This window comes from Isoptericola hypogeus, from assembly GCF_039531145.1.
GTDB classification, from domain to species: domain Bacteria; phylum Actinomycetota; class Actinomycetes; order Actinomycetales; family Cellulomonadaceae; genus Isoptericola; species Isoptericola hypogeus.
Genome location: NZ_BAAAPM010000005.1, coordinates 188,044 through 213,420, shown reverse-complemented (window position 1 = coordinate 213,420; position 25,377 = coordinate 188,044). Strand labels below are relative to the sequence as shown.

Below are 25,377 nucleotides of genomic sequence, written 5' to 3'. Positions count from 1 at the left end.
AGCCCGCTCGCCGGTCAAGCCTGTCGAGACCCCGTTGGTCTCGACAGGCTCGACCGGCGAGCGACCGGCGACGTGTCAGGGCAGCTCGGGGAGGTCGAGCAGCGCCACGCCCGACGCCGGGGACGTGTACCCGTACACGAGGACCCTCGAGCCGTGGATCGCGAGCGGGGTCACGGCGGCGAACCGGCGCCGGTCCATCATCTGGGCGACGTCGAAGAGCCGGCCGTCCGTGTCCCACACCACCGGTGTGGCATCCTCCGCGGTCGTCAGGGCAGTGCCGAGCACCAGCCCCTCGTCGGTGATGGCCTGGGCGGTGCCGGCGAACCCGAGGTGGGGAAGCCCGCGCATCCCCTCCTCGGCCGTCCACACGAACGCCTGGTGGCCCGAGCGGCCGACGACGTCGCCGTCCGCGTTGATCCCCTGCGCCACGGAGTCCCCCATGCCCGGCAGGATCCCGAGGTCCTCGATCTGCCCGTCGGGCGTCCAACGCACGGCGTGCAGGACGCCGTCGAGCAACGAGCCACCGATGACGTACCCGGCGTCGTTGATCGCGAGCGCCTGGGTCGCACGGACGTCGTCGCTCAGGTGCGGCAGCATCCGGAAGCCCTCGCCGTCCGTCCACACCCACGCGTCGGAGAACTGGCGCTGGGCCCCGTCCTCGACCACCCGCAGCATCGACGCCCCGACGACCTGAACACCGTGGGCGTCCGTCGCGTCGTTGAGCCCGTAGGTGTACGTCTGGTCGTAGTCCCGGGCGTCGGGGACGCCGAGGTCCACGAGCGTCCCGTCGGCCCGCCAGAGCGCCGCCATCAGGCCCCCCGAGGTCAGCAGCACCTGCCCGGCCGCATCGCCGGCCTCGTTGACGCCGTAGGCCGAGCCCATGCGTCCGTCCGGACCCACGTCGAGGGGCTCGAAGCCGTTCTCGGCCGTCCACAGGCCCGGGGTCGTCAGGCTCTGTACCTGGTCGTCGCCGGAGACCACGCCTGCGGAGTTCATGTCGGTCCCGACGAAGGGCTGGCTCGTCGCCACGACCTCCGCCTGCGGGGTGCGCACGCTGGTCACCCGCACCTCGGCGCTGCCGACGAACCCGCCCGCGGCGTTCACCAGCGGCACGGTCCCCACGAGGGCACGTGAGCCGAACGGGTGCGCCACGGCGGTCACGTCGACGTCCAGGTCCAGCGTGTCCCCGGGGGCGAGCTCCCGGGCGTCGTCGTCGGCCACCGTGACGCTGCCGAGCGACGGGGAGAACAGCTTCTCGACGTAGTCGAACTCCACCTGGCCGGACGGGACCGAGGTGCCGACGACCACGACCGCGTACGAACCTGGCTCGGGGTCGCGGACGGTGATCCGTTCGGTCCCCGGGCCGATCTCCTGCGCGCGGGCGACGACGCGACCCGTCGCGATGTGCCCGAGCAGGACGTCGACGTCGGCGCCGTCCGCGAGCGGGGTGACGGTGAAGTCGAGCAGCGTGGCGTCGCGCGGGACGTCGACGCGGTTCTGCGCCGTGCCGCCGCCTGCGACCGCGCCGCGCAGGGTCACCGTCCGGCCGAGGGCCCCGGCGGCCGGGCGCGCCTCGACCGTGCCCCAGGCGTTGGTGGCCGTGAGCTGCACCTGCTGCGGCGTCTGCACGTCGAGCGCGTCCAGCGTCACCGTCTCGGGCTCGAAGGTCACGCCCTCGAGGACAGCCCGCACCCGGTAGCCCGGCTCGGCCACGGACGCCACGCGCGAGGCCTCCACGACGAGCTCCCAGACGCCGGCCCGCGGCCGCTCGTAGGAGTGGTTCGCGGGGTCGCAGGTGTCCGTCGCGGCGTAGCAGGCGGTGGGCGCGTCGACCGGCATGCCCACAGGGTCGAACGCCCGCACGCGGACGCCCGACGCGGGCTTGCCGTCGGCCCCGGCGAGCGAGACCTGCAGGTTCTGCACGCCTTCCGGCACCGCGACGAACACCGACTCCGCGCCGCCGCGCGGCACACTGCCCTTCGCCGTCACCGCGCGCGCCGGCGCCGCGGCCACGTCGGTCGCGACGACGGTCAGCGGCACGACGTGGTCGACGCCGGGCGTGAGCAGGTCGTCGACCCGCAGCAGGGCGGAGTGCAGGCCCGCGGTCCGCGGGCGCGCCGTGACGCGGATCGTCTCGGTCTCCCCGCGGCCGAGCCGCACCAGGGCCGGGACGTCGAACGTGCCGTCGTCGCCGACGAGCGTCAGCCGGTGCAGGCGGGCGCTCGAGGAACCGGAGCTGCGCGTGACCTCGAGGTCGTACGTCGTGCGCTCGCCGGGGGCCACGCCGCCGTCGTCGGGCAGGCAGCGGTCGTGCACGCCCGCGCCGACGCCAGGCGTGGCCAGCGCCGCCGAGAGGGCGGTGCAGACCGGGGCCGCGACCGCGTAGTCGGCGTGCTGCGGCTTGATCACGCCGTCGACCAGGATCCGGCGCCACGCGCCCGGGACGTCGACGACGCCCGCGCCCTGCGCGGCCACCTGGACGCCGTCGATGAGGTCGGCGCTGTCCACGACGGCGCTGCGCAGTCCGGCGGAGCTGACGTCGAGCCCGCGGGCCTCGGCCGCGGAACGCAGCAGGGCGATGTCGCCCGCCACCTGCGGCGACGCCATCGACGTGCCGTTGAGCATCCCGTACCCGGCGGGCAGGTCGTACCCGGTCTCCGGGACGGCCGCGCCCGCGAGCCACGTCGGGATCGCGGAGACGGCGGCGCCGGGGGCGCTGACCGTGGGCTTGAGCGAGCCGTCCTCCGACGGGCCGCGGGCCGAGAAGGCGAACATGCCCAGGTCGGTGGGCACCCGGGAGCCGTAGTCGGCGAACCACGTGTCGTCGCTGACCGAGGCCGCGACGCTGATGACGCCCTCGCCCGTGGACGGCGGCGCGACCGTGTTGAGGCCCGGGCCGTCGTTGCCCGCCGACGCGACGATGTCGACGTCGTAGGCGTCCACGAGCTCGTCGTAGAGGCGCGCGATGGCGCTCGAGCCGTCGTTGAGGGGCACGAGCCCGCCGATGGAGACGTTGACGACGTCCACGTCGTGCTCGACGACGAGGTCGATCATGCCCTCGGTGAGCGCGACGGACGTGCAGCCGCCGTTCCAGGTGCAGGCGCGGGCGGAGACGATCTGCGCGCCCGGGGCAGCGCCGCGCATCTTGCCGCCCAGCAGGCCGTTGCCCGCCGCGATGCCGGCGACATGCGTGCCGTGCTGGGCGGTGACGACGCCGAGGTTGACGTAGTCGCCCGCCGCGCCGGCGGCGCCGTCCTCGCGGTACTCGACGGTGAACGGCATGCTCTCGACGACGTCCGTGGACGGGTCGTCGGTGCCGAGCTGCCCCACCTGCCGGTCGACGCCGAACGGCAGCATCGGCGTCTCCTCGACGAGGTCGCCGTCCGCGTCGGAGTCCACGCGGACCTCGTGCGTCGCCGCGTCGTACAGCATGGCGAACCGGTCGGACGTGTCGCCGTCCCGGTTGAGGTCGCCGCGGGCGTCGGCCGCCGCCGAGGCGGTCTCGTTGATCGCCGCGATCCCGTACGTGCCCGCGGGCGCCGTGTACTTGATGCCGCCGAAGGTGAAGGCGGGCCCGGTGACCGAGCTGGTGATCCGCTTCCACGTCCCGTCGCCGTCGAGGGCGGGGTCGGTCGCGGTGAACCAGTCGAGCACCTTCGGCTTGCCGTCGGTGGTGGTCTGCAGCGCCGGGTGCGACAGGTCGACGCCGGTGTCCAGGACGCCGATCACGGTGCCGCGGCCGTCCCAGGCCGGGTGCGCGCGGGTGAAGTCGACGGCGCCGGTCTCGCCGACCGGGAGGTACGGGTTGTCGGCGGGGGTGTCGGCGGACGGCGCGGCGGGGGTGTCGGCGCCGGTCGCGCGGGACGTCGTCCCGGCGCCCTCGGCGGTCTCGACCGGCGTCGGGTCGGGGACGCTGAGCTCGCGGTCGAGGTCGACGGCGAGGACGTCGTCGCGGGCGGCGAGCGCCGGGACCTCGTCGGTGGGCACGGTGGCGCGCACGTAGCCGAGGTCGCCCTCGGCGCGGCCGACCTCGCCGCCGGCGTGGTCGACGGCGTCCTCGACGGCGGATGCGCCGGCCGGGTCCACCGCCAGCAGCACGGTGACGGTGGCGTCGTCGGTGGCCTGCGCCTCGCTGAGCAGCTGCTGGTCGGCGTCGCCCAGCTTGGCGTCGAGGGCCGCGGCGTCGTCGCCCTCGACGACCGGCGCGAACCCCTCCTCGGCCTCGCCCGCCGCGTACGGGTCGTCGGGGGCGGAGCCGAGCAGGTCCTGCGCGGCCTCCTGCGGCGAGACGAGCACGTCCTCGTCGCCGGCGGCGGTCGCCGCGGGCTGGGCGAGGCCGGTCACGGCGAGTGACGCGGCCATCAGGACGACGGCGGCTCGCCTCGCGTGCACGGACCGGGTGGTCGGCACGCGACGGTACGTCGGTTTCATCGGGGCTCCTCGTGAGAAAAGGGGTCCCCCGAACGCTCCCGGCGGCGCGACGGCGGGTCAACGGCCCACCCACGGCGGGTTCGTGCCATGACGCGAACTCGCCACCGGTCGGGAACGCCGCCGGGCCGCCCTCCGGTGGGAGGACGGCCCGGCGGCGTCGACGTGGGTGCGGTTCAGCCCTCGGCTCAGCCCTCGAAGGTGACGTCGAGCGTGATCTCGCCGACGCCCGCGAGCGCCTTGGAGACCGGGCAGCCGGCCTTGGCGGCCTCGGCGGCGGCGCGGTAGCCCGCCTCGTCGATGCCGGTCGCCGAGCCGACGACCGTCAGCGCGACCTTCGAGATCTCGAGCCCGCCGCCCGCGGCCGGGCGCACGGTGACGTCGGCGCGCACGTCCGTCTTGCCGGGCGTCCCGCCGGCGTTCGCCACCTCGCCCGAGAACGCCATCGAGAAGCACGACGAGTGCGCGGCCGCGATGAGCTCCTCCGGGCTGGTGACGCCCTGTGCCTCGTCGGCGGTGCGCCGCGGGAACGAGACGTCGAACGCTCCCACGCCGGAGCTGGCGAGCTCGACCCGGCCGGAGCCTTCGTTCAGGGTGCCGTTCCAGGCGGTGCGTGCGGTACGGGTGGCCATGGGAGATCTCCTTCGTGCTCCGGGACAGGTCAGGATCGACCGTAACCCGGCCGCGCCGCTCCCGACACCGTCCGCCCAGGTGGTGGCGGTCACGTCGTCGGGCCGACGTAGGGCCGTCCAAGGGCCGTCACCGTGGCGGCGCCGTGAAGTCCATCGCCTCGTCGGCGACCGCGACGACGGACCAGGCGTTGCCGGCGGCGTCGGACAGCTCGTACGCCGGCACCATCACGACCGTCCCGTCGTCCTGGTACTGCTGCGCGAGGCCCAGCCGCGCGCTCGTGATCTCGACGTCGGACACTGGCCAGTCGACCGGGTCGCCAGCCGAGGGCGGAGTGGGCGGCGGCGTCGGGTCGGTCGGCTCCTCATAGTGCTCCTCGAGCGCGGCCTCCGTGGACTCCGCGAAGACGACCGGCCAGACGGACCCGGAGAACCGGGGGTCGCCGAGACGCTCGACCGCGTCCGCCGCGCTGATCACCGGGTAGGTGCCGAGGTCGGTCGTGCTCGCGAGGAAGCCGTCCAGCCACGCGATCCCGGCCTCGCCGACAGTGGCGCTCCACTGCGCGCCGGTGCGGGAGCCGTCCACGACCTGGTAGGCGGTCACCCAGCGGCTCGGGTCGTCCTCGGCCACCTCGCCGACCTCGAGCTCGTATCCCTCGGGGTCGACGCCGACCTGCTCCATGGCGTCGCTCAGCGCTCGGCGCGCCTCGCGGTCGGAGACGGTGGACGTCCCCGTGGCGTCGGGGCACTCGACGCCGTCGTCCGGGGCGTCCTCGGCCCCGTCCTCAGCCCCGTCCTCGGCCACCCCGGCGGCGGCGTCCGCGCACTGCCACGGGTCGGCGGCCGGGTCGCTGAAGCCGAACGTCGCGGAGCCGTCGACCGACAGCCAGACCGTCGGCCCACGCCCGTCGCGCGGGCCGACGGACCACGACCCGTAGTCCCAGCGCGGCTCGCCCTCGACGCCGAGCGCCTCCGCAACGCGGGCGGCGCCCGCGCGGGTGGCGGCGTCGGTGGCGTCGAAGGCGTAGCCCCGCGCCGTGCCGTCCTCGGTGGACAGGCCGCTGGCGTGGAACACCGCGCGGCCCGACGAGTACCAGCTCGGGTACGCCACGTCGCTGGACAGCGCCATGTCGCCGCTCGCCGCGCCCGACTCCGCTGCGCCCATCGCCCCGTCGGCGGCCGCGCCGCCCGCGGACTCCTCCTGCCCGCCGCCCTGCGGCCCGCCGTGGAGCGCGACCGCCGGCTCCGCCGTCGCCCCCCCGTCGCCGTCGGCGGCCGCCCCGGAGCCCGAGCCCAGCGCGTACCCGCCGGCGCCCACGACCGCGAACGCCACGACGCCGGCGGCCGCCAGCCACGGCGTCCGACGCCGCCGGGTCCGACGCCGGGCGAGCTCGTCACCCGGGCGCTCGTCGCCGGCGGGAGCCCCGTCCGAGAGCGCTCCGGCCCGCAGCTCGTCGCCCACCTGCGCGTCGACCTTGGCGCGCAGGATCCCCGTGCGCGTCCGGGTGTCGGCGGCCGGGTCGGCCGCCCGCAGGCGGGCGAACGCCGCGTCGTCGGGCGCGTCGCCCGGCAGACCGTCCGGCTCCTCGCCCGGCACCTCGCCCGGCACCTCGTCCGGCGTCGTGCGTCCGTCGTCGTTCATCTCGTCCTCCCGGGTGCGGCTGCCAGGTGCGGCGGCGTGCCTCTGCGCAGTCTGTGTGCTCAGCCCGCGCCGGCTTGCGCGCCCGTCTCCTCCTGGCCGTCCCACGCGGCGCGCAGCCGTGCCCGGGCCCGGGAGAGCGCCGCGTCAGCCCCGCCCCGGGACACGCCGAGCACCTGCGCCAGACCCTCGCCGTCGATGCCCTCCCACGCGACCAGCAGCAGGATGCGCCGGTCCCGCGGCGACAGCCGGCCGAGCACGGCCCGCACCCGGTCGTCGTCGACGGCGAGCGTCGCCGGGTCGACGTCGTCCGGCACCTCGGGCACCACCGCGACCGGCGTGGCCCGCGCCTTGCGCCGGTGGTTCGCGAGCACGAAGCCCGCCGTCCGGTAGAGCCAGGGCAGCTCGGCGCCGCGGGGCACGTCGGCGCGACGCCGCCAGGCGGTGGCCAGCACGTCCGCGGCCAGGTCCTCCGCGTCGGCCGCCCCCGCCGGCAACCGGCGCACCAGGTAGCGATGCACCGCCGTCGCGTGCGCGGCGAAGAGCGCGTCGAACCACGCCGCGTCGGCGGCACGACCTGTGTCGGGTGGGTCGTGCGCGTCGTCGTGCACGGCCAGATCGTCCGGGCTCACCGGGCCTCCTGCGGTCCAGAGCGCGTGGGGGCACACGTCGTGCCCCTCGCCGCGACTGTGTCGCCGGGACGTCCCCGCTTGCACCCCGCCGCGCGGAGATCACCCGCAGTTTCATCCCTCGGTCACTCCCGCGGGGACCTACGGTGCCAACATGACGGTCGACACGGAAGCCGCCGGGGCGATGACGAGCACCCCGGCGGCCCCCGTGCGCCCGCGACGACGCCGCGTCGGGCGGTGGGTCGTCCTGGCGGTCTGCCTCGCCCTGCTCGTGTCCGCGGTCGGCGCGGTGCTGCTGGTGCGCGACGCGCTCGTGGCCCGCACGGCGATGACGCGCGCCGCCGACCAGGTCCCCGCCGTCTCGGCGGAGCTGCGCGCGGGAGTCTCCCCGGCACAGGGAGACGACGTCGCGGACCGGGAACCGCTGGCGTCGTCGCCCGCCCTCGCCGAGCTGCGCCGGCAGACCACCACGGCGCGGGAGGCGACCGACGGGCCGCTATGGTGGCTCGCCGCCCGCGCGCCCGTCGTCGGGCCGTCCGCGGGGGCAGCCGCCGACGTGGCGCGCGTGCTCGACGACGTCTCGGACGACGTGCTGCCGGCCCTCGCCGAGGTCGTCGACGCCGTGTCCACCACGTCCCGCACCCCGGGCGGCGGCCTCGACCTGGCGCCCCTGCAGGCGGTCGCTCCGCGGACGGCGGCGGCCCACCAGGTGCTCGCCGACGCCCAGGTCCGGCTGGAGGCCATCGACCCGGACGCGCTGCTGCCGGAGCTGGCCGCACCGGTGACGACCCTGCGCGACCGAGTGGACGAGCTGACCGGCGCCGTGGCGACCGCCGACCGCGCGGCCACCCTCGGCCCGGCGATGCTCGGCGCCGACGGGCCGCGCACCTACCTGCTGCTGAGCATGAGCAGCGCGGAGCTGCGCCCGGGCGGCGGCATCCCCGGTGCGCTGATCCTGCTCCGCGCCGACGAGGGCCGGCTCGAGGTGGTACGGCAGGTCGCGTCGAACGCCGTCGGCCCGTTCGGCGAGCCGGTGCTCCCGCTGACCCCCGACGACGAGGCCGCGTACACGGGGCGCCTCGGCATGTTCGTGCAGGACGTCACCGGCACCCCCGACTTCCCGACGACGGCGCGCCTGGCCGCCGAGATGTGGGCCCGGTCCCAGGGCGAGCAGGTGGACGGCGTGCTCGCGACCGACCCCGTCGCCCTCTCCTTCCTGCTGGCCGAGACCGGGCCGGTCTCGGTGACGCTGTCCCCACCGGTCGCCGAGGCCCTGGGCCGCGACACGGTCGACGTGTCGGCCGAGAACGCCGTCGACGTCCTCCTGCGGCGCGTCTACGACGTGCTCGACCCCGAGACCGCCGACCTGTTCTTCGCCGACGTCGCCGCCGCCGCCCTGTCCCGCGCCACGGCCGACGACGTCTCCCCGGGCGCGCTGGTGTCCGGGCTGCAGCAGGCGACGTCAGAGCACCGGCTGCGCCTGTGGTCGGTGCGCGAGGCGGAGCAGGAGCGCCTGGAAGGCACGCTCGTCGCCGGGACCTACGCCCAGGCGCCCCGCGCGGCGGACGCCGTCGGCCTGTTCCTCACCGACCACGTGGCGGGCAAGATGTCCGCCTACCTCGACTCGTCGCTCACGCACGTCGGCTCGCGGTGCACCCCCGACGGACGCGTCGACACGCTCGAGCTGAGCCTCGCCTCGACCGCCCCCGCGGACGCGGCGACGTCGCTGCCCGCCTACGTCGCGGGGGTGCCGGGCGGCGTGAGCCCGCCGGGCACCCTGCGGCTCGGGGTGACGGTGGCGGGGCCGCGGGGCGCCGACGCCCCGCGCCTGGAGCGGGACGGCACGGCCTTCGGCGGCGAGGCTCGCTCGACGCACGACCGGCCGACCGTCTCGACCACGGTCGCGCTCGCCCCGGGCGAGAGCACGACGCTGCGCCTGACGGTCCCCGCGACCGCGGAGGCGGCCGACGACGGCGGCGCCCGGCCCGGACGGCTCGAGGTCTGGTCCACGCCGACGACGACGATGCCCGGCCTGCACGACCTCGACGTCCCGGTCTGCGGCTGACGCCGGGTGAATCTCGGCTCCGCCAGCGCTTTCACCCGGGTGAGGGGGGTCGCTCGGGCAGGGTGCGCCGCTAGCGTGAAACCCGCGCGGCAACCGGCCCGCACCGACCCAGGGAGTCGAGATGGTCCACGCAGCACGAGCCCGGACCGGCCGACCGACCATGCCCCCGGCCGGCCTCGCGGCCCGCGTCGCGCTCGGCGCGGTCGTCGCGGCCGGAATGGGCATCGCCGGGGCGACAGCCGCCGCGGCGGACACCGTACCGAGCCCCTCGCCGTCGCCCACCGAGTACGTCCCGCCGGAGGAGCCGTCGATCACCGCGGACATCCTCCAGCCGATCTGCGACGGCGACGTCCCCTACCTGCAGTACGCGGTGACCGTCACCGGCACCGACAGCAACACCGTGTCGATCACGTGGATCAACCCCGGCGGCGCCGACGTCGTGCAGTCCGGCCTGCCACTGTCCGGCCGTGTGCTGTGGCCGGGGGCCGAGGTCGCCGCGGACGGGAGCCCGCTCGACTGGCCGGGCTGGCGGCTCGTGGACGGCGTCTGGGTGGAGGGCGACGAGTTCGACTGGGTGCGCCCGTCGGTCGACCTGCTCCTCGAGGTCAACCCCGAGCTCTCCGCCACGGCCGCGTACCCGCCGTCGTCCCCGAACTGCGCCACGAACCCGCCCGGGACGCCCCCGGACAACCCGCCCACCGAGCCCGGTGAGACGGTGCCGGCCGCGCTGCCGCCGGCCGACGCCCCGCCGAGCAGCTCGTGGCTGCCCCAGACGGGGGCCGAGGTGGCGACCCTCGCCGCCGTCGCGGCGGGCCTGGTCGCCGTGGGAGCCCTCACCGTGGCGGCCGTACGCCGCCGCCGTACCGAGCACTGACGGTCACCCGTCGGTCGAGCCCGTCGAGACCTCAGGGTCTCGGCGGGCTCTTCCGACGTGCAGGCCCGTGCGGGTCGGCGTCCGTCAGGACGCCTCGACCAGGATGGTCACCGGGCCGTCGTTGACGAGCTCCACGGCCATGTCGGCGCCGAACCGGCCGGTGGCGACCTCCAGGCCGCGCGCCCGCAGGCCCGCGACGACGGCGTCCACCAGCGGCTCGGCGACGGGCCCCGGGGCCGCGGCGTTCCACGTGGGGCGCCGGCCCTTGCGCACGTCGGCGTAGAGCGTGAACTGGCTGATCACGAGCACGGGCGCGCCCTCGTCGACGGCGGACCGCTCGTCGCGCAGGATGCGCAGCTCCGCGATCTTGCGGGCGATCGTGCCCGCCTGCTGGGGGCCGTCGTCGTGCGTCACGCCGACCAGCGCCACCAGGCCCGGCCGGTCGATCGCGCCCACGACCTCGCCGTCGACCGTGACGCTCGCCCGGGTCGCGCGCTGCACCACCGCCCTCACGCGGGCAGCCCCTCGGCGAGCGGGAGGGCGCGGACCCGGCCGACCGGCGCGCCGCCACCGAGCACGGGCACGTCGGCCACGGCCGCGAGGGCCTCGTCGACCCGGGACCGGTCGACCCCGGCGACGTCGAGCGCGCCGGCGGCCCGCAGGGCGGCGACGAGCACGGCCGGCCGCGGCCGGGACGCACCGTCGAGCACCTTGAACGCCACGGCCGAGCCGTCGGGCAGGCCCGCCGCGTACACGCCGTCGGCGCCGTCCTTGGCGACCAGGCCGGGCACCGCGCGCATGACGGCGGTCGCGTCGCGGCCCTCGCCGGCGACCATCTCGGGGTGGGCCGCGAACGCCCGGGCCACGCGCGCCAGGTGCGGCGTGAGACCGTCGGGTCCCGGCATGCCCGGTGCGGCGCCTTCCCGTTCGAGCGCCGGGGCGGCCGCGAGCCGGGAGAACGCGCGGGCCAGCCCGAGCAGCGACGTGGAGAACAGCGGCGCCCCGCAGCCGTCGACGGTCACGGCCATCGCGGCGGCGTCGTCCCCCGTCGCCTCGGCGAGGGTCGCCCGCACGGACTGCTGCAGCGGGTGCGACGTCTCGCGATAGGTCGCGGTGTCCCAGCCTGCGGCGACGCACGTCGCGAGCATCGCCGCGTGCTTGCCGGAACAGTTCTGCGCGATCGCCTCGGGCCCGTGCCCCGCGCGCTGCCAGGCGAGCGCCTCGGCGCCGTCGTACGGCAGGTCGGGGGTGTTCTGCAGCGCGGCCTCGTCGAGGCCCGCGCCGGCGAGGATCTCCCGCGCCCCGTCCCGGTGCGCGGGCGCGCCGTCGTGGCTGGCGCCCGCGAGGGCGAGCAGCCGGTCCGGCAGGTCGAGGCCCGCACGCAGCATCGCGGCGGCCTGCAGCGGCTTGACCGACGAGCGCGGCCAGATCGTCGTCGTCGGGTCGCCGAGCGCGAACCGGACCTCGCCGTACGGGTCGAGCACGACGAGGTGCCCCAGGTGCACGGACTCCACGAGGTCGCCGCGCACGACCTCCGCGAGCGGCACCGCCCCGCGGGCGACGGGGGCGACGGCGCGCGGGACCTCCGGCGGCGTGGTCACCACCGGGTCACCACCCGCCCGTCGGGCCCTGCGGGCGGCGGCCACCGCCCGTGCCGTACGGCAGGATGCGCGGCCGCACGTCGACCCAGTAGATGATCGCGGGCGCCGTGGCGATGACGTTGAAGAACGACGTCGCCGTCCACAGGTTGGGCGGCAGCCCGAGGAAGCCGATGACGGCGGCGATCCCGAGGATCAGCAGCCAGATGTTCTTGGTCAGCTTGCCCTCGGAGACGTAGGCCTTGGCCGGTCTGCGCGCACCGTCGACGAACGCGACGAGCTGCACCACGAAGACGACCACGGCCAGCGTGGCGAGGACGAGGAACTGGAGGGATCCGAGCACGGAGGCGAGCCTACGGGAGGACGGTGCGCCGTGGACGCGGAGGTGGACCCGCGGCGCTCACGGCACGACCCGCAACCTGACCGAGCGCGCGGCGCCCGCCACATGCTCGTCCCAGGCGGCGACGACGGTGTCGTCGTGCGCGACGGCGAGCGCGCTCGCCACGTGCAGGGCGTCGCCGCCGCGCAGCGGCACGGGGCAGGTCGCGAGCAGGTCGGCGGCCTGCTGGCCGACCGAGGGCGTCACCTCCACGACGTGCAGCGCCGGCCACAGCGTCTCCCACACGGCGAGGCCGCGGCGCCGTGCGAGCGGGTCGAGGACACCGGCCCGCTCGCCCGCGGCAAGGGCCGCGCGCACCTCCGCGTCGGCCACGCGGGACGTCGCGACGACGTCGGCCCGGTTCCACAGCGCGCTCGCGAGCCGGGAGCCGGGCTCGCGCACGCAGAGCTTCACCAGCGCGCTGGCGTCCAGGTAGACGAGGGCCATCGTGCTCCGTTCTCGTTCTCGCCGGTCGGGTCTCCTGCACGCCGGTCGTACCTACGCTGTCCTGAGCCTGTCGAAGGGTCGAGACCCTGGCCTCGACCAGCTCGACCAGCGGGTCTCGTCAGCGGCGGATGCGGCGCACGAGGTCGGACATGCGCGACGGCGCCCGCGCGGGGGCGCGGGTGCCGTTCGTGGCGTTGGCCGTGGCGGTGTCGGGCACGGCGTGCACGGGACGCTCGGTGTCCGCCGGGGTGAGCAGCCCGTCGCGCACGAGCCCCGCGACGAGGTCCGCCGTCCGGACCCCCGACAGCCGGGCGACCGGTACGCCGCGGTCGGTGATGACGACCTCCTCGCCGGCGCGGGCCCGCTCGATCCACGACTTCAGCTCGGCGCGCAGCGCGCTCACGGAGACCTCCATGACGCCCGACCGTACCGCCCCCGCCCACCCGCCGTCTGCCCTCCCTGCTGCCGAACATGCGGTTGGTCCGGGGTTCGAGGGTCGAATCCCGGACCAACCGCATGCTCGGCGGGGCGGACCGCCCGTCAGAGGGCCCGACGGTAGGCCCGGAAGGCGAGCGTCGCGAGCCCCGACATCGCCGCGACGGCGGCGGCGAGGAGGCCCAGGTGCAGCCAGACCGTGCCGGCGTCGGCGAAGCCCTGCAGCCCCTCCCGCGCCACCACGACGGCCCAGTCGAACGGGTTGAACCGCGCGACGTCGGCGATCCAGTCGGGCGCCAGCGACGGGTCCATCACCGCCGACGACAGGAACATCAGCGGGATGGTGAGCAGCTGCGAGACGCCGATGAGCGCCTCCTGCTGGCGGGTCAGCAGCGCGACCGCCGCGGACAGCGCCGCGAACAGGCACGACAGCAGCACCACGGCGACGAGCATCACCGCGATGCCGGCCCAGCCGCCGGGGAACCGGGCGCCGCCGAGCCAGGCGACACCCACCACGACGAGCGCCTGCGCGCAGGCCAGCAGGGAGTACCACGCCATCGTCGCGGCGACGAGGGCGCCACGACTGGTAGGTGACGCGAGGAAGCGGTCCATCACGCCGCGGTCCATGTCCTGCACGAAGGTCGTGCCGGCCCACGCCGCCCCGCCCATCGCCGTCATCATCACGACGCCGGGGGTGAGGTACTCCAGGTACGTGACGTCGGCGCCGCCGGCGAAGCCCGGGATCTCGATGACGGACCGGAACAGCTGGCCGAACAGCAGCAGCCAGACCATCGGCTGCAGCAGGTTCATCACCATGAACACGGGGATGCGCATCCCCTGCCGGGCCTGCCGCCCGGTGAGCAGGACGGTCTGCGTCACGGCGCTCATGCCGCCACCTCCGTCGTCTCCCGCGCCGGGTCGCCGGCGTCGGGTCCTGCCCCCGCGCCGACGCGGTTGGCCTCCTCCAGGCTGCGACCGGTGTGCCGCAGGTAGACGTCGTCGAGCGTGGGCCGGGACAGCCCGGCGGCCCGCACGTCCAGACCCGCGGCGTCGAGCGCGGCGAGCAAGGCCGGCAGGGCGGTGGCGCCCGCGGCGGCGCGCGCCCTCAGACCGCGCCCGTCGGCGGCGACGTCGACGACGCCGGGCACGCCCCGCGCGACGCCGGCCGCCTCCGCGGCCGACCGCGCGTCGGCGAGCTCGACCGTGACGCCGTCGCCCTGCAGCTGGTCCTTGAGGGCGTCCGGCGTGCCCGACGTGACGACGCGCCCCGCGTCCACGATGACGACCCGGTCCGCGAGCCGGTCGGCCTCGTCCAGGTAGTGCGTCGTGAGGAGGATGGTCATGCCGTCGCCCGTGGCCATGCGCTCGATCTCGGACCACATGGCGGCGCGGGCCTCCGGGTCGAGCCCGGTCGTGGGCTCGTCGAGGAACAGCACCTGCGGTCGGTGCACGAGGCCGACGGCGACGTCGAGCTTGCGCGCCATCCCGCCGGACCAGGTCTTCACCAGGCGGTCGGCGGCGTGTGCGACGCCGAACCGGTCGAGCAGCTCGTCCGCCCGCGACCGGGCGTCGAGTGCCCCGAGGCCCTGGAGCCGCCCGGCGAGGACGAGGTTCTCCCGCCCCGTGCCCATGGGGTCGGTCACGGGCCGCTGGGCCACGTAGCCGATGGAGCGTCGGACGGCGGCCGGGTCGCGGGCGACGTCGTGCCCGGCCACACGTGCCGTCCCGGAGTCCGGGCGCGAGAGCGTCGCGAGGATCTTCACCGTGGTGGACTTCCCGGCGCCGTTGGGGCCGAGCAGGCCGAGCACGCTGCCGGGCGCGGCGGCCAGGTCGAGGCCGGCGAGGGCGCGGACCTCGCGCCCGCCGCGGCCGCCGGAGCGGTAGGTCTTGGTCAGGCCGCGCACGTCGATCGAGGCATCGGTCGGCGGCGTCGACCCGCGGGGGGTCGTGCGCATGATTCCTCCAGGTGGTGCTGAGAGTGGTGCTGAGAGTTGGTGCGGTGGTGGAGGGTCCGGCGCACGCCCGTAGGCTGGGAGTGCGTCCGTGGTGCGGCCGAGCGCCGGACCCCGGGTCACCGGTCCTCGGGCGATGGCAGTCGCCCGGGGACCGTTCTTGTCAGTCCTTCGTCGCGGCGAAGAGCATCCGCGCGAGGACGAGCATCGTCACGGCGGTCGCCGCGACGAAGGCCAGCCAGGACCAGGCCCAGCCGACCGTGAGGCCGAGGACGACGAACACGACGAGCGCCACCAGCCAGATGACGGCCGTGTAGACGCCGAACCGCGCGGCGGCCGCCGGGTCCTCCTCGAAGCGGTTGTCGAGCGCCTGCTCCACGGCCGCCTCGCGGACCCACGCCTTCTTGCGGTTGGTCTGGGTGGCGCCGAGCCAGGTCAGGACCAGGACACCGGCGACGAGCACGACGGCCGCCGCCACGTACCAGCCCGCGGCGAGCGGGGCGAGCGCCACGACGCCGGCGAGGCCCGCGCCCGCCACGGTCAGGCCGGCGCCCACCCCGTAGCCGGCGGCGCGGCCGCGCGGAAGCGGGTGGTTGGTCGTCGTCTCCTGCACGAGTGCGGCGCCGGTGAGCCAGCCCGTGGCCAGCGCGCCCACGGCGAGCAGCACCACGACGGCGCCGTTCGCGAGGTCGAGGACGCCGGTCGCGCCGAGGGCGGCGAGCGTCAGAGCGCCGACACCCACGATCGAGGCGAGCACGGTGCTCACGACGAACCCGGCGCGGGGCCGGACCTTGTGGGCGAGGGCCGCGCGCGCCATCGGCGGCAGCGCACCCCGCTCCGTGGCGGGAGCCGCGCCGCCCGTGTGCGGCATCGGCGCCCCGGCCGCGTCGGCCACGAGGGCCCGCACGTCGCCCAGCTCGTCGAAAGCGCGCCGGGCGGCGGCGTCGGACGTGACGCCGGTGGCCTCGAGCTCGGTCGCCCGGGCCTCGAGGTTCGCCCGGATCTCCTCCTTGAGGTCCTGGACCTCGAGGGTGAGGTCGACGCCGGAGAAGGCGTCGTCGAGGAGGCGGTGGACGGTGGTCATCGGTCGGTGCCTTTCGTGGACTGCGCGGAGCGGTTCGCCCTCGCGGACTTCGCGGAGCTCGTGGTGGCGCCCGAGGTCTGGTCGAGGAGGGCGTCGATGACGTCCCGCGTGGCGATCCACGCGGCGACGTTGCGCTGGTACACGGCGCGGCCGGCGTCGGTGATCCGGTAGTACTTGCGGCGACCGCCCTGGGACTCGTCGCCCCAGTAGGCCTCGACCAGGCCGTCCTTGGTCAGACGGCGGTACGTCGCGTAGAGCGTGGCCTCCTTGATCTCGTGCGCACCGCCCGTGGCGTCGCGGATCGTCTTGTAGATCTCGAAGCCGTAGCGGTCCCCGCGACGGAGCGTCGCGAGCACGATCGTGTCGGTGTGACCACGCAGCAGGTCGGCGGAGAACGCGTCGTCCGCCGTGGAAGGTTCAGTTCGCTGCATCACGACAGGTACTGTATCTCATCAACTACTCGACGACAACAGGTGCTGCACGTGCTCCGCGACACAGGCCGCGCCGGGCACGCGGTCGCTCCCTGGCTCGGGGTGCCGACCTGCGCGCTCCGTGGCAACGTGCCTCCCGGGACGAGTTCCGTCCTTCGGCAAGCTCAGGACGACGCAGGCTCAACCACCGGGGCGGTGCCGTCCGCCCGACACCGGGAGGGCACCGCATGACCGCACCGAGCGCACCGGCGGCCGAGCCGCAGGCGCTGCCCCAGCGAAAGATCCTGGCGATCTTCGGCGGGCTCATGCTCGCGATGCTGCTCGCCGCGCTCGACCAGACGATCGTCGCGACCGCGCTGCCGACGATCGTCTCGGACCTCGGCGGCGCCGAGCACCTGTCGTGGGTCGTGACGGCCTACATGCTCGCGAGCACGGCCACCACCGTGCTGTGGGGCAAGCTCGGCGACCTGTACGGGCGCAAGGCGCTGTTCATCGCCTGCATCCTCATCTTCCTGCTCGGCTCGATCCTGTCCGGCACCTCCCAGACGATGGGACAGCTCATCGCCTGGCGAGCGGTGCAGGGCGTCGGCGGCGGCGGGCTCATGGTGCTGTCGCAGGCGATCATCGGCGACGTCGTCCCGCCGCGGGAGCGCGGCAAGTACCAGGGCTTCTTCGGCGCGGTCTTCGGCGTCTCGTCGGTCGCCGGCCCGCTGCTCGGCGGGTTCTTCGTCGACAACCTCGACTGGCGCTGGGTCTTCTACATCAACATCCCGATCGGGATCGTCGCGCTGCTCGTCGTCGCCGCGGTGCTGCCGCACATCGAGTCCGGTCGCAAGCCGCGCGTCGATTACGCGGGCATCATCCTGCTGGGCCTCATCTCGACGTCGATCGTGCTGGTCACGAGCCTGGGTGGCACCACCTGGGAGTGGCAGTCGTGGCCCGTGTACGGCATGGTCGCACTGGCCGTCGCCTCGGTGATCGCGTTCATCGTGGTCGAGCAGCGCGCCCCCGAGCCCGTGCTGCCGCTGCACCTGTTCCGCAGCAAGGTGTTCTCGGTCGCCGCGATCGTGGGCTTCGTCGTGGGGTTCGCGATGTTCGGCGCGATCACCTACCTGCCGCTCTACCTGCAGACCGTGAAGGGCTCCTCCCCGACCCAGTCGGGCCTCGAGATGACGCCGATGATGCTCGGCATGCTGATCACGTCGATCGGCTCCGGGCAGCTCATCTCCCGCACCGGCCGCTACAAGATCTATCCCATCCTGGGCACCGCGATCACCTCGTGCGGCCTCTACCTGCTGTCCCTCATGGGGCGCGACACGACGACGCTCCAGGCCGGCCTGAGCATGTTCGTGCTCGGCGCCGGGCTCGGCATGGTGACGCAGGTGCTCGTCATCGCGGTGCAGAACGCGGTGAGCTACCGCGACCTCGGCACCGCGACGTCGGGCACCACGTACTTCCGCACCATCGGCTCGTCCGTGGGCGTCGCCGTCTTCGGCACGGTCTTCGCCAACCGGCTCACGGACGCGCTGGTCACCGACGTCCCGCCGACGGCCCAGGGGCCATGTTCCCCCCAGGCCCTCGGGGCGTCGACGCAGACGCTCGCGCAGTGCCCGCCGGACGTCCAGGACTGGTTCCTCGACGCCTACGCCGGCGCGCTGCACACCGTGTTCCTGTGGGCGGTGCCGGTGGCGATCCTCGCGTTCGCGCTCACCTGGCTCCTGCCCGAGGTCGAGCTGCGGACGGCGACACGCGGCGGCGACGCGGCGACCGAGGCGGGTCTGGACGCAGGCGGGTCGTTCGCCCTGGGTTCGAGCCGCACGTCGCTCGAGGAGCTGCGGCTCATCCTGTGGCGGCGCGTCGGCAAGCGCGACCCCCTGCGGGTGTACGAGCTGCTGTCACGCGGTGAGCTGTCGCCCGAGGAGGCATGGATGGTCACGCGCGTCTCGCTCAAGCGGAAGCGCTCGGTGCAGCTCATGGCCGAGCGCACCGAGGTCTCGCAGGACACGGTGCGCCGGGTCGCGGAGGCCCTCGAGGCCCGCGGGCTGGTCGAGATCGACGGCGACGCGGTCCTCGCCACGCCCGACGGCGACGCCGCCGCCGAGGAGATCCGCGAGGCCGAGCGGGAGCGGCTGCGGCGCTACGTCGCCGAGTGGCCGGACGGCGACGAGCCCGAGGTCGACCGGCTCGTCGAGGAGCTCACCCACCAGCTCCTCGCGGACGACACGGACGCCGTCGAGCGGCGCTGACCGGCTCGACCGTCGTCGCTCACATCTCGGGGAGCGTGGCGCGGGCGGCGTCGGGCGTCATCCCGGCGGCCTCGAGCGTGTCGACGACGGGCGAGCGCAGCATGAGCACGAGCGACTGCACCTGCCAGTACCCCTCGCCCACGGTGCGCGGGTCGACGTCGGCCGCGACCGCCGTCAGCACCTCCCGGGCCCTGGCCGGGTCGGCGCCGGCGCCGAGGGCGGTGGCGAGCAGCCGCACGCCGCCGGCGTACCGCTCGACGAGGTCCGCGACGGGGTGGTTCGCCGCCTCGCCCGGGTCCGGCGCGACGCCGGCCGCGTCGTCGACGGCGGGGCGAGCGTCCGCGACACCCTCGCGTGGGACACGGCCGGGCGACGTGACCGGCGGCGTGCCGGCCTCGTCCGGCAGCAGGCCGAGCGACCGCAGCGCGGCGGGCGCGCGGCGGGCCAGGACCCGCAGGCCGCGCATCGCCCGGTCGACCAGCACGGCCTGCCCGGCGAGCCGGGTCAGCTCGTCACGGTGCACCCGGTTGACGCTCACGCGGGCGATCTCCCGCGACTTGCGCGCCAGCTCCCGCCAGTCGGCGAGCACCTGTTCCGCGGCACGGCCCCGCACGAGCGCCCCGGCGAGGTCGTCGGTGTCCGCGTCGCGCAGCCCGCGAGCGATCGCCTCGAGGACCTCGGCGAGCTCGTTCGTGGCGTCCTCCGCCAGGCGGCGCAGCCGACGACGCGGGTCGCCCGGCGTCAGCAGGGCGACGACGAGCGCGACCGCGCCCCCGACCAGCGCGTCCGTCCACCTCCCGAGGGCCCCGCTGGACGCGACGGCGGCCGGCAGGCCGACGACGACGATCGCCTGCACGCCGGCCTGGGTCGTGAGCAGGGCGCCGCGGTCGATGAACCGGGCGAGCAGCGCCGAGACCGCCATGACCACGGTGAGCTGCCACCAGCCCGAGCCGATGAGGTGCACCAGCAGGTCGCCCAGCCCCACGCCCACCGCCACGCCCACGGCGACCTCGGCGACCCGGCGCAGCTCCCGGTCGAAGCTGAAACCGAGGCACACCCACGCGGCCACGGCGGCGAAGAACGGCTGGTCGTGGCCGAGGACCAGGCTCGCGAACCCGTACGCGACGCCCGCGGCCAGCGACGCCTGCACGATGGGCCAGAACGAGCTGCGCGCGCGTGAGATCCCCTGGCGCACCCGGATGCGGCGCGTCATCGAGCGCACGGCCGCGCGCGCCACCTCCCCGGCCGGCCGGGCGGCCGGCGGGTCAGCCACGGCGCCCCGCGGGCCGGGTCACAGCAGGCTCTGGGGGGCGTCCGGTCCTCGCGGCGTGAGGCCGCGCGCGAGCGGGCCGTGCGACTCGGGCCGGTCGGCGGACACGCCGTCGCCGGGCACCACGACCTCCTGGGCCGCGGCGAGCTGCAGCTCGGCGCCGCCGACCTCGCCGACGACCGTCAGCTCCGCGTCCTCGGGAACGGACCGCTTGAGCACCGCCAGCGCCACCGGCCCGAGCTCGTGGTGCCGGGCGACGGTGGTCACCGTCCCCACGGCGCGCCCGTCGGGGCCCCCGACGCGCACCTCCGCGCCGGCCTCGGGCACGACGTGCTGTGAGCCGTCCAGGTGCAGCAGGACGAGGCGCCGCGGCGGACGCCCGAGGTTGTGCACCCGCGCGATCGTCTCCTGCCCGCGGTAGCAGCCCTTGTGCAGGTGGACGGCGGTGCGCAGCCAGTCCAGCTCGTGCGGCACGCTGCGGTGGTCGACCTCGTGCGCCAGGCGAGGCCGCCAGGCCTCGACGCGCAGCGCCTCCGTGGCCCAGGTGCCGGCGAGCCGCCAGCCCGAGGCCTCGCGCTCGGCGACGGCGTCGGCGAGGCCGGCCCGCGGCACCAGCACGAGCCGCCAGGGCCGGTCCGCCCCGGGGTGCTCGGCCTCGGGCGGGCCGTAGCGCGTGCCGCCGACGGCGACGCGCGGCCAGGTGTCCCACCAGGTGACGGGCTCGCCCTGGGTGCCCTCGGCGGCGACGGGTTCGCCGATCGCGGCGTACTTGGCGGAGACGTCCGTGATCTCGACCCGCATCATGAACTTCATACGGTCCAGCCAGGCCGCGAGGGGCTCGGCGTGGTCGCCCTCGGTGATCAGCCAGGTGGCCTCGCCGTCGTCGACGACGCCCGCGGCGTGCTCCACGTGCCCCTGCGGCGAGAGCACCAGCAGCTCGGTGGACGTGCGCGGCGGGAGGGCCTGCACGTCCTGCGAGGTGATGGAGTGCAGCCAGGACAGCCGGTCGGGGCCGGCGACGCGCACCACGCCCAGGTGCGACTGGTCGACGACGGCGCCACCGCGCGCGAGCGCGCGCTGCTCGGCCACCGGGTCGCCGTAGTGCCACGCGACGCCGGCGTCGGTGCCGGCGGCGCGCACCGCGCCGTGCCGGGAGAGCAGCGGGCTGTCCATCAGGCCTCCCTCAGGCTTCCGTGATCCGGTCCAGCTTCGCGGATGCGTACGAGCCGAGCGGGTGGCCGAAGGCGGCGAGCTCCTCGACCCACATGAGCTGCCCCTCGACCAGACCGTACAGGCGCTTGGCGGCGGTGACCTCGGCAGCTGTGGACGTGCGCGCCACGAAGTCGGTGGCCAGGTCGACGCGGCCGTTGCCGGCGACGCCGAGGAACAGCGACAGCCGCCCCGACGCGTCGGTCAGCAGGACCTCCAGCGCGTGCCGGTCGTCCTCCAGCCCCTCCGGCCGATCGCTGGACACGCGCCAGTAGCCGTTCTCCGTCGACCAGACGGTGTCGGGCTCGTCGCCGGCGTCCGGGCCGGCGTCGCCCTCGCCGTCGGCCACCGCCGCGGACCGCACCCGCAGCGTGGACTCCACCCGCAGGTAGGGGCCGCCGTCATGGTCGAAGACGAGGTCGTGCACGAAGGGCGTCTCGTCGATGCCCGGGTACTCGATCACACCCTCGCCCCGCCAGCGGCCCACCAGCCACGCCAGCGGGTACACCTCGGGCGCGAGGCCCTCGGGGAAGGCGAAGGGCATCAGCGCTGACCCTGGAACAGCTTGTAGACGACGTATCCGGCGAACCACACGATCGTGACCGACACGACGACCAGCAGACCGGTGAACACTGCCTCGAGAGCTTCGATCGACATGCCGCGATCCTACCCAGCCCGCCGCCCTGCCGAACATGCGGTTGCTCCCGGCCTGAGGCGCCGGGTCCCGGAGGAACCACATGCTCGATGCAGAGAAGAGGCATGGTCGAGGTCGCGCGATCGGTAGGGTCGCCCGTCATGAGCCACTCCTCGCCTGCCCCGGCCGCCCGCTCGCTCGTGATCAAGACCACCTCCGGGCTGGACCGGCCCGAGGCCGCGAACCAGGCGCTCACCGTGGCCGCGGCAGCGGTCGCGTCCGGCGTCGAGGTGAGCCTGTGGCTCACCGGCGAGTCGGCCTGGTTCGCCGTCCCCGGCCGCGCCGCCGAGCTCGCCCTCGAGCACGCCGCGCCCGCCGGCGACCTGCTCGACGCCGTGCTGGCCGCCGGGACGGTGACCCTGTGCACCCAGTGCGCCGCGCGCCGGGAGATCACGGCCGACGACGTCCTGCCCGGGGTGCGCATCGCGGGGGCGGCGGTCTTCGCCGAGGAGATCCTGCGTCCCGGGGCGCAGGCGCTGGTGTACTGACGTCGTCCGCCGTCGTCCGTGCCGGCGGCTCCCCGGGCGTGACGCGCGCCACGGCGCCCGCTTCCCGCTCCTGCTCAGGTGCGCCGTACCCTAGGGTGCCCCGGGCACCGTGCCGTAGATTGAACGTTGAAGCACCCGTCCCACGACCTGCCGTGGGCCTCGCGCCGGTGCCGGCCGCTCGACGAGCCGCCGCCGGAGCACGACGCGAGTCCCGGCACGTGCCCACCGTCGCGACCCGGAGAGCCATCCATGACCTCGCCCACCCGGACCTGGAACGACCTCGTGATCCCGGCCGCGGGCACCTATCTGCTCGACGAGGCGCACAAGCGGCTCGGCTTCCTCGCGATGCACATGATGGTGAGCCCGGTACGGGGCGAGTTCCCCGTCGGCACCGCCGCGATCCACGTCGCCGAGGACCCGATGCAGTCGACGGTGACGGCCACGCTGGAGACCGCGACGATCACCACCCACAACCCGGACCGCGACACGCACCTGCGCAGCGGTGACTTCCTCGACGTCGAGAACTACCCGACCATCGAGTTCCGCAGCACCGGCATCGAGTGGCGCACCGAGGTCGACCCGATCTTCTCGTGGGCGCGCCTCAAGGGCCGCACCCCGGGCCGCGTGGACACGTTCAGCCAGGCAGCCGCCAAGACGTCCGCGAAGTTCCTGCTCCACGGCGACCTCACGATCCGCGGGGTCACGCACCCCATCGCGCTGAACGCCGAGTTCGGCGGCGCCGGTCGTGACCCGTTCGGCAACGACATCTTCGGCTTCAACGCCTCCGCCGACTTCGAGCGGGAGAAGTACGGCCTGACGTGGAACGTCGCGCTCGAGGCCGGCGGCGTGCTCGTCGCCAAGACCGTGCGCATCGAGCTCGCCGGCGAGGCCATCCGCCAGGCGGAGTGAGAGCGAGCCCTCAACCGACGACTCGTTTGGTCGCGCGAGTCTGCGGTTCCGCTACGGGCGAGTGCCTCGTCCCTCGGCCCTCACCCTGCGCTGCACCTCCGCCTCAACCGACGACGAGCCGGCCGACGACGAACACCAGGATGCCGCTCACGGCCACCGGCGTCGTGACGGCGGCGAGCACCGCCCAGCGGCTCGACAACGCGGGCTGGCGCTCGAACAGGAGGCCGAGGACGGCCACCACGAGGCCCGTCACGACACCGGCCACGGCCCCGCTGACCACGTCGATCGCGGGCACCGCCGTCGCCGCCCCCGCGGCCGCGGCACCGCCCAGCGCGACTCCCACCAGCGAGCCCGCCCACCCCCGCGCCACGGGCAGGGCGGAGACCGCCGAGGCGACGGCCAGACCGACGGCGCTCGTCACCACGAGCGCGGCGCCGGCCTCCGTCCGCCCGGCCGCGACCCAGCCCGCGCACGCGACCGCGACGACGACGCCGCTGACCGTGCCGCTCACCGACTCCACGAGCCGGGGCCGGCCTCCGCGCCGCAGCATCTCGGCGACGAACGCCAGCACCAGGCCCATCGCGACGACCAGCGGCAGGTAGCGCAGCACCGGCTCCCCCCGCGTCGCCCAGGCCACGGCGACGCCGCCGACCCCGGACAGCGCGACGACGACGCCGGTGCCGCCGGGCGCCGGCAGCCGCAGCAGCGGCGCCCACCCGGCCGCGAGGAGGAGCACCAGGACGGCAGCCACCAGCGCCAGCCAGTCGGTGCCGAGGTACGCGGCGGCCGCGACGACGGCGGCGAGCACGGAGGTCGAGACGGCTCGGGTGGTCACGGTCACGACGACGAGTCTCCCAGAACCCCGCCAGGCGGCCCGCCACGCCGACCGCTCCCGGGCGGCACACACCTCCGCAACGGACACGTCACACGCCGGTAACACGGTTCGGGGCACACTGCGGGGACACGACGCGCCAGGCCGCGCCGTGGAGCCGGGCCCGCCCGGGTGTGACGCGCACCGCAGCCGCGGTACGTTGGCGGACGCACCTGTCGGGCGCACCGGTCGGGCGACACGCCCGACGAACGGGAGGAGGTGCCGGTGGCAGATCTGCTGATCCTCACGCCCGCGACCGGCGGGTCGGTCGAGGTGCTGCCCGCGCTGGGCCTGCTGAGCCACAAGGTGCGCGTGCTGCCGATGGAGCCGTCCGCGCTGGTCGACGCGCCGGACTCCGACGTCGTGCTGCTCGACGCCCGCCGCGACCTCGTCGCCGCCCGCACCACCTGCCGCCTGCTGCACGCCACCGGCCTGACGGTGCCGCTCGTGCTCGTCCTCACCGAGGGCGGCCTGACCGTCGTGACGCACGAGTGGGGCGCGGACGACCTGCTGCTCGTCACCGCGTCGCCCGCGGAGGTCGAGGCCCGGCTGCGGCTCGTCATCGAGCGTTCCGCCCACGGCCCCGTCGACGACGGCCCGCAGGAGATCGCCGCGGGCGAGCTCACCATCGACGCCGGGGGCTACACCGCCCGCCTGCGCGGACGCCCCATCGACCTCACCTACAAGGAGTTCGAGCTGCTCAAGTACCTCGTGCAGCACCCGGGTCGGGTCTTCACCCGCGCCCAGCTGCTGCAGGAGGTGTGGGGCTACGACTACTACGGGGGCACCCGCACCGTGGACGTGCACGTGCGACGCCTGCGCGCCAAGCTCGGGCCCGAGCACGAGCAGCTCATCGGCACCGTCCGCAACGTCGGCTACCGCTTCGACCCGCCCAAGGAGCCGCGCGGGGGCGACGCGCCCGACGGCGGTGCGGGCGAGCCCGCGACGTCCGACGGTGCGGCCGGGGCGGGCAGCACCCGCGCGACTCCCGGACGCTGAGCGGCCAGCACCGGCCGCGCACGACCCCGGCACGCGACGCCGGCGGCCGGCGCGCGACGTGACGCAGGCGACCCGCGGTCCTGCGCCGGGCCGCGCGTCCG

At 75.4% G+C, this 25,377-nt stretch carries 23 protein-coding genes; 6 read left to right on the top strand and 17 right to left on the bottom strand.

Annotated elements, in window-relative coordinates:
- Positions 1-75 precede the first annotated feature (75 nt).
- The 4 genes from ABD254_RS13680 to ABD254_RS13665 all read right to left on the bottom strand — a co-directional run bounded on the left by ABD254_RS13680 (position 76) and on the right by ABD254_RS13665 (position 7,307).
- Complete coding sequence (locus ABD254_RS13680) at positions 76-4,431, bottom strand: S8 family serine peptidase (protein ID WP_344248975.1); 4,356 nt, start codon at positions 4,429-4,431, stop codon at positions 76-78.
- 185 nt (positions 4,432-4,616) lie between these two features.
- Positions 4,617-5,060 (bottom strand): OsmC family peroxiredoxin, encoded by a 444-nt coding sequence (locus tag ABD254_RS13675; RefSeq protein WP_344248974.1) that lies wholly within the window; start codon positions 5,058-5,060, stop codon positions 4,617-4,619.
- Between the two features lie 127 nt (positions 5,061-5,187).
- Entirely contained in the window at positions 5,188-6,699 is a 1,512-nt protein-coding gene (locus tag ABD254_RS13670; protein WP_344248973.1) for a hypothetical protein, read from the bottom strand.
- Between the two features lie 59 nt (positions 6,700-6,758).
- On the bottom strand, positions 6,759-7,307 hold the full coding sequence (locus ABD254_RS13665; RefSeq protein ID WP_344249304.1) for an RNA polymerase sigma factor: 549 nt from the start codon (positions 7,305-7,307) through the stop codon (positions 6,759-6,761).
- Positions 7,308-7,479: 172 nt separating this feature from the next.
- Here ABD254_RS13665 and ABD254_RS13660 point away from each other — a divergent pair, with 172 nt between their 5' ends.
- Both ABD254_RS13660 and ABD254_RS13655 read left to right on the top strand, forming a co-directional pair.
- Positions 7,480-9,390, top strand: coding sequence for a DUF4012 domain-containing protein (locus tag ABD254_RS13660; RefSeq protein ID WP_344248972.1), 1,911 nt, complete (start codon positions 7,480-7,482; stop codon positions 9,388-9,390).
- Between the two features lie 121 nt (positions 9,391-9,511).
- The gene (locus ABD254_RS13655; RefSeq protein WP_344248971.1) at positions 9,512-10,264 is read left to right on the top strand and encodes an LPXTG cell wall anchor domain-containing protein; all 753 of its coding nucleotides are present in this window, start codon (positions 9,512-9,514) and stop codon (positions 10,262-10,264) included.
- 84 nt (positions 10,265-10,348) lie between these two features.
- Here ABD254_RS13655 and dtd read toward each other — a convergent pair whose 3' ends face one another.
- The 9 genes from dtd to ABD254_RS13610 all read right to left on the bottom strand — a co-directional run bounded on the left by dtd (position 10,349) and on the right by ABD254_RS13610 (position 16,590).
- A complete protein-coding gene (dtd, locus tag ABD254_RS13650) occupies positions 10,349-10,777 on the bottom strand; it encodes a D-aminoacyl-tRNA deacylase (RefSeq protein WP_344248970.1) in 429 nt (142 codons plus the stop codon).
- Positions 10,774-11,865 carry an asparaginase gene (locus ABD254_RS13645; protein WP_344248969.1) on the bottom strand — a complete coding sequence of 364 codons (1,092 nt, stop codon included), beginning with the start codon at positions 11,863-11,865 and terminating at the stop codon, positions 10,774-10,776. Before ABD254_RS13645 ends, dtd begins: the two co-directional genes overlap by 4 nt.
- A 7-nt stretch (positions 11,866-11,872) precedes the next feature.
- Positions 11,873-12,205 (bottom strand): DUF2516 family protein, encoded by a 333-nt coding sequence (locus ABD254_RS13640; protein WP_344248968.1) that lies wholly within the window; start codon positions 12,203-12,205, stop codon positions 11,873-11,875.
- A 57-nt stretch (positions 12,206-12,262) separates the two neighbouring features.
- Entirely contained in the window at positions 12,263-12,688 is a 426-nt protein-coding gene (locus ABD254_RS13635) for a type II toxin-antitoxin system VapC family toxin (protein WP_344248967.1), read from the bottom strand.
- A 118-nt stretch (positions 12,689-12,806) separates the two neighbouring features.
- Positions 12,807-13,103 carry a type II toxin-antitoxin system Phd/YefM family antitoxin gene (locus ABD254_RS13630; protein ID WP_344248966.1) on the bottom strand — a complete coding sequence of 99 codons (297 nt, stop codon included), beginning with the start codon at positions 13,101-13,103 and terminating at the stop codon, positions 12,807-12,809.
- Positions 13,104-13,228: 125 nt separating this feature from the next.
- Positions 13,229-14,011 carry an ABC transporter permease gene (locus ABD254_RS13625; RefSeq protein WP_344248965.1) on the bottom strand — a complete coding sequence of 261 codons (783 nt, stop codon included), beginning with the start codon at positions 14,009-14,011 and terminating at the stop codon, positions 13,229-13,231.
- Positions 14,008-15,078: an ABC transporter ATP-binding protein gene (locus ABD254_RS13620; protein WP_344248964.1), complete on the bottom strand. Its 1,071-nt coding sequence runs from the start codon at positions 15,076-15,078 to the stop codon at positions 14,008-14,010. The genes ABD254_RS13625 and ABD254_RS13620 overlap by 4 nt, the downstream gene beginning before the upstream one ends.
- Positions 15,079-15,238: 160 nt before the next feature.
- Positions 15,239-16,159, bottom strand: coding sequence for a permease prefix domain 1-containing protein (locus ABD254_RS13615; protein ID WP_344248963.1), 921 nt, complete (start codon positions 16,157-16,159; stop codon positions 15,239-15,241).
- Entirely contained in the window at positions 16,156-16,590 is a 435-nt protein-coding gene (locus tag ABD254_RS13610; RefSeq protein ID WP_344249302.1) for a PadR family transcriptional regulator, read from the bottom strand. Before ABD254_RS13610 ends, ABD254_RS13615 begins: the two co-directional genes overlap by 4 nt.
- 227 nt (positions 16,591-16,817) lie before the next feature.
- Between ABD254_RS13610 and ABD254_RS13605 the strand changes: the two genes are divergently transcribed.
- Entirely contained in the window at positions 16,818-18,836 is a 2,019-nt protein-coding gene (locus tag ABD254_RS13605) for an MDR family MFS transporter (protein WP_344248962.1), read from the top strand.
- Positions 18,837-18,855: 19 nt separating this feature from the next.
- On the opposite strand, the gene ABD254_RS13600 is transcribed toward ABD254_RS13605, so the two are convergent.
- The 3 genes from ABD254_RS13600 to ABD254_RS13590 are packed head-to-tail and all read right to left on the bottom strand — an operon-like array spanning position 18,856 to position 21,859.
- Positions 18,856-20,109 (bottom strand): FUSC family protein, encoded by a 1,254-nt coding sequence (locus tag ABD254_RS13600; protein ID WP_344248961.1) that lies wholly within the window; start codon positions 20,107-20,109, stop codon positions 18,856-18,858.
- Positions 20,110-20,127: 18 nt separating this feature from the next.
- Positions 20,128-21,279, bottom strand: a complete 1,152-nt coding sequence (ygfZ, locus tag ABD254_RS13595; RefSeq protein ID WP_344248960.1) for a CAF17-like 4Fe-4S cluster assembly/insertion protein YgfZ — start codon at positions 21,277-21,279, stop codon at positions 20,128-20,130.
- A 10-nt stretch (positions 21,280-21,289) separates the two neighbouring features.
- Entirely contained in the window at positions 21,290-21,859 is a 570-nt protein-coding gene (locus tag ABD254_RS13590; protein ID WP_344248959.1) for a heme-binding beta-barrel domain-containing protein, read from the bottom strand.
- A gap of 251 nt (positions 21,860-22,110) precedes the next feature.
- Here ABD254_RS13590 and ABD254_RS13585 point away from each other — a divergent pair, with 251 nt between their 5' ends.
- Positions 22,111-22,497 carry a DsrE family protein gene (locus ABD254_RS13585; protein ID WP_344248958.1) on the top strand — a complete coding sequence of 129 codons (387 nt, stop codon included), beginning with the start codon at positions 22,111-22,113 and terminating at the stop codon, positions 22,495-22,497.
- 249 nt (positions 22,498-22,746) lie between these two features.
- On the top strand, positions 22,747-23,406 hold the full coding sequence (locus ABD254_RS13580) for a YceI family protein (protein WP_344248957.1): 660 nt from the start codon (positions 22,747-22,749) through the stop codon (positions 23,404-23,406).
- A gap of 103 nt (positions 23,407-23,509) precedes the next feature.
- Here ABD254_RS13580 and ABD254_RS13575 read toward each other — a convergent pair whose 3' ends face one another.
- A complete protein-coding gene (locus ABD254_RS13575; protein ID WP_344248956.1) occupies positions 23,510-24,247 on the bottom strand; it encodes a hypothetical protein in 738 nt (245 codons plus the stop codon).
- A 255-nt stretch (positions 24,248-24,502) separates the two neighbouring features.
- Here ABD254_RS13575 and ABD254_RS13570 point away from each other — a divergent pair, with 255 nt between their 5' ends.
- On the top strand, positions 24,503-25,276 hold the full coding sequence (locus ABD254_RS13570) for a winged helix-turn-helix transcriptional regulator (RefSeq protein WP_344248955.1): 774 nt from the start codon (positions 24,503-24,505) through the stop codon (positions 25,274-25,276).
- Positions 25,277-25,377: the final 101 nt, after the last annotated feature.

Bases quoted from the DNA above. Each gene is read 5' to 3' on its own strand.
- ABD254_RS13680 (WP_344248975.1), bottom strand. From the start codon at position 4,431: ATGAAACCGACGTACCGTCGCGTGCCGACCACCCGGTCCGTGCACGCG.
- ABD254_RS13675 (WP_344248974.1), bottom strand. From the start codon at position 5,060: ATGGCCACCCGTACCGCACGCACCGCCTGGAACGGCACCCTGAACGAA.
- ABD254_RS13670 (WP_344248973.1), bottom strand. From the start codon at position 6,699: ATGAACGACGACGGACGCACGACGCCGGACGAGGTGCCGGGCGAGGTG.
- ABD254_RS13660 (WP_344248972.1), top strand. From the start codon at position 7,480: ATGACGGTCGACACGGAAGCCGCCGGGGCGATGACGAGCACCCCGGCG.
- ABD254_RS13655 (WP_344248971.1), top strand. From the start codon at position 9,512: ATGGTCCACGCAGCACGAGCCCGGACCGGCCGACCGACCATGCCCCCG.
- ABD254_RS13635 (WP_344248967.1), bottom strand. From the start codon at position 12,688: ATGGCCCTCGTCTACCTGGACGCCAGCGCGCTGGTGAAGCTCTGCGTG.
- ABD254_RS13630 (WP_344248966.1), bottom strand. From the start codon at position 13,103: ATGGAGGTCTCCGTGAGCGCGCTGCGCGCCGAGCTGAAGTCGTGGATC.
- ABD254_RS13625 (WP_344248965.1), bottom strand. From the start codon at position 14,011: ATGAGCGCCGTGACGCAGACCGTCCTGCTCACCGGGCGGCAGGCCCGG.
- ABD254_RS13620 (WP_344248964.1), bottom strand. From the start codon at position 15,078: ATGCGCACGACCCCCCGCGGGTCGACGCCGCCGACCGATGCCTCGATC.
- ABD254_RS13615 (WP_344248963.1), bottom strand. From the start codon at position 16,159: ATGACCACCGTCCACCGCCTCCTCGACGACGCCTTCTCCGGCGTCGAC.
- ABD254_RS13610 (WP_344249302.1), bottom strand. From the start codon at position 16,590: ATGCAGCGAACTGAACCTTCCACGGCGGACGACGCGTTCTCCGCCGAC.
- ABD254_RS13605 (WP_344248962.1), top strand. From the start codon at position 16,818: ATGACCGCACCGAGCGCACCGGCGGCCGAGCCGCAGGCGCTGCCCCAG.
- ygfZ (WP_344248960.1), bottom strand. From the start codon at position 21,279: ATGGACAGCCCGCTGCTCTCCCGGCACGGCGCGGTGCGCGCCGCCGGC.
- ABD254_RS13590 (WP_344248959.1), bottom strand. From the start codon at position 21,859: ATGCCCTTCGCCTTCCCCGAGGGCCTCGCGCCCGAGGTGTACCCGCTG.
- ABD254_RS13585 (WP_344248958.1), top strand. From the start codon at position 22,111: ATGAGCCACTCCTCGCCTGCCCCGGCCGCCCGCTCGCTCGTGATCAAG.
- ABD254_RS13580 (WP_344248957.1), top strand. From the start codon at position 22,747: ATGACCTCGCCCACCCGGACCTGGAACGACCTCGTGATCCCGGCCGCG.